Below are 2,907 nucleotides of genomic sequence, written 5' to 3'. Positions count from 1 at the left end.
CTCGTACAAAGTGAAATCATAGCAAGAGGTCCAAACGAATATAATTGGTTCATTAATCCGTTGATTGTCTTTAATGGGGATAGGGTTTCATTTACAAAAACATACGTTCGGAAAAAGACTTTAGCTGCCCAAAAGAAAGAAGAAGCAGAGAAACGACAGTTATCACTTGGTTTTGATGAACTGTAACACTCCATTGAGTGAAGCTGCCGTTTGGTCGCTCCCCCTTTGGGGGCGGGGGGGGGATAGATAAAGTTCCTCTATGTAAAGTTATAATGGGGGATGAAAGGCAAGGTTCGCTAACCTTACCCCGATTGTTTATGCTTCCCAGCATTCAATCTATCCCCGTTTATGGGTTTCTCTTTCACCCTACAAAGATAACCTCATGGGGGAAAAATGTCCAAGAATATGGGGTAAAAACTATCAAGTCGGTAGAAAATAAGTATCTTTGAAGTACATTTTTAGTAGAGGTACTGGTATGCCTAGACGAAGCAGATAGGCAAAAATAAAGCCGCTGGGGATGTCGGATGTCCGTCAATTAACTCCAGCGGCTTGTATTTTGGTAACTCTCCCGTATCGGTCAGCTACCGTTTGGTCAGCAACAAAGGTAGTACTTTATTGTCGCAAATCCAAATGTTTTCCCCTTTATTTGTGCATTTACAAAACATTCACTAACTTCGCACCTATGCAGTATGGTGATAGCACACTAGCACCCTAAAGGGTACGTGTGTAAGGGGACAAGCCCCCTTAACCCCCTGTCAGCCGGCTGTCACCGGCTGTTATCGATTGTCACAAAAATGTTAACTTATGGGAGCAACAAGTATTCATGTACAAGCAGTGAAGCCGGGGAGCGAGATTCACAACTTTAGGGAAAAAGAGTTGGACTATGTTCGTCCGGAACTTAGTCATTTGAATGAAAGCTGGGTTGGAGATAGCATCTCCCATCGGCTGGAGAGTGCGAAACAGAGATATTTCGATACGGTTGGGCAGAAGATGCAGACTAAAGCAGCACCCATACGGGAGGGGGTAATAGTAATCAAGCAAGAAACCACCATGCAGGAACTCCAGCAATTCGCTGCGGTCTGCAAGGAACGTTTCGGTATTGAAGCGTTTCAAATCCATATACACAAGGACGAAGGATACATGAACGCAAAGCAATGGACACCTAACCTTCACGCCCATGTAGTTTTCGATTGGACGCAGCCGAACGGGAAGAGTGTGCGTTTATCGCGTGATGACATGGCAGAACTCCAAACCATAGCATCTGAAGCACTGGGCATGGAACGTGGTGTTTCTTCTGATCGCAAACACTTATCGGCTATGCAGTACAAGACCGAATGTGCGAAAGAACAGCTTCAGGAACTATCCAACGATATATCCAGTGCGTTAGACAAGCACAAGGACGTGCAAAACCAGCTTCTTCAGCTTCAGAAAGAACTACGTTCCATTGAAACAAAGAAAAACGTCCAAAAACTCATTTCTAAGGCTTCAGAGAAGTTTTACGGCTTGATAGGGAAAACGGTTAACGATAGGGAAAAAGATGCCTTAAAAGCCAAAATAAAGGCTTTAGAGGGGGAAAATGAACAGCTATCCGATAGACTGGGAAAGGCTATACTTGAAAAAGAGCGAAACGGCACAAAGGTATTCAAAGCCGAGAACGACAAGGAGTATTATAGACAGCAAATGGACAATGCAAGGACAACCAGTAACCGACTAAGAACGGAGAACCAAGAACTAAAGACCGAAACCAAGGAATTGAAAAAAGAACTTGGTAAGATGAAAGACTTGTTCAATTCCGAACAACTGGAGGCTTTAAGGCATCATTTCCCAAACATATCAAAAGCTATGGAAGAGGGGAAAGACCTACTCAAGCAAATCACCAGAAGCAGAGGTTTCGGCATGGGTATGTAACCCCCCCCGCCCCCAAAGGGGGAGCGACCAAACGGCAGCTTCACTCAATGGAGTGTTACGCCGTTCGGGTTCGGAAGAAATTTTGCAGGGTTCGAAAAACGGTTGTGTGCTTATTCGAAAAAAAGTTTATGGTGTGGGCGCTCGTCGGGACGGGTGGTCCCGCCCCTTGCCGCTGGGCGCTCCCCGACCGATGATTTTTTAAGTAGTTGATTATATGCCGTTTTTAGGGTATAATAAGAACTTAAGAAATAGAATAAGTTAAGTAGTTGATACTCAATATAGGGTATTTTCCATATTGGAAAATCTGATTTTCCATATTAGAAAGTCACTCTTTCCTATTAGATGTTAAAAAGGAAAATATATTTTGCTTTTTTATTGTATTAATGGAAATTTAAATATTCCTTTGTGGAAAATCAAATTATACTTTTTCACCGATATATAGAAAGTCAAATTTGCCTAAATAGAATGTTTATGGAAAATAAGAAAGTACTCAAATTAACCGATTTTCAAAAAAACGAAGAAAACCCCTTTATGAAACAAGCAATTGAAGGGATTGAAAATCACGTTGTTAAGAAATACAAAAGTAGTACGGGAAGTGATAAAAAAGCTGTAGTTGCTGTTGCTGATACAGATACAGGAGAAGTATTCAAAACCTCGTTTATCCGACAAATAGAAGTAGATGAAGAGCAATTTGCAAAACTATACCTTGCGAATTTTGCCGCTTTTTTCAATCTATCACAATCAGCTATTCGGGTTTTCGGGTATATTCTAACTTGCATGAAGCCTAAGAATGATATGATAATTTTCGATAGGCGAAAATGCTTAGAATACACCCAATACAAATCAGACAAAGCCATATACAAAGGATTGGCAGAGCTCGTACAAAGTGAAATCATAGCAAGAGGTCCAAACGAATATAATTGGTTCATTAATCCGTTGATTGTCTTTAATGGGGATAGGGTTTCATTTACAAAAACATACGTTCGGAAAAAGACTTTA

At 41.3% G+C, this 2,907-nt stretch carries 2 protein-coding genes and 1 pseudogene; all 3 read left to right on the top strand.

Annotation, left to right across the window (positions count from 1 at the left end):
- Positions 1–186, top strand: a pseudogene (locus tag NBH01_RS26400) (RepA protein); the annotation flags it as partial.
- Positions 187–804: 618 nt separating this feature from the next.
- The gene (locus NBH01_RS26395; protein WP_007572070.1) at positions 805–1,908 is read left to right on the top strand and encodes a plasmid recombination protein; all 1,104 of its coding nucleotides are present in this window, start codon (positions 805–807) and stop codon (positions 1,906–1,908) included.
- 471 nt (positions 1,909–2,379) lie between these two features.
- A partial coding sequence (locus tag NBH01_RS26390) for a RepA protein (RefSeq protein WP_250700373.1) occupies positions 2,380–2,907 on the top strand: 528 nt, incomplete at its 3' end.

The sequence above is a fragment of the Bacteroides sp. B1-V-101 genome (assembly GCF_023656585.1).
GTDB lineage: Bacteria > Bacteroidota > Bacteroidia > Bacteroidales > Bacteroidaceae > Bacteroides > Bacteroides thetaiotaomicron.
The sequence above is the reverse complement of the archived record's forward strand: the minus strand, read 5'-3'. Positions and strand labels throughout refer to the sequence as shown.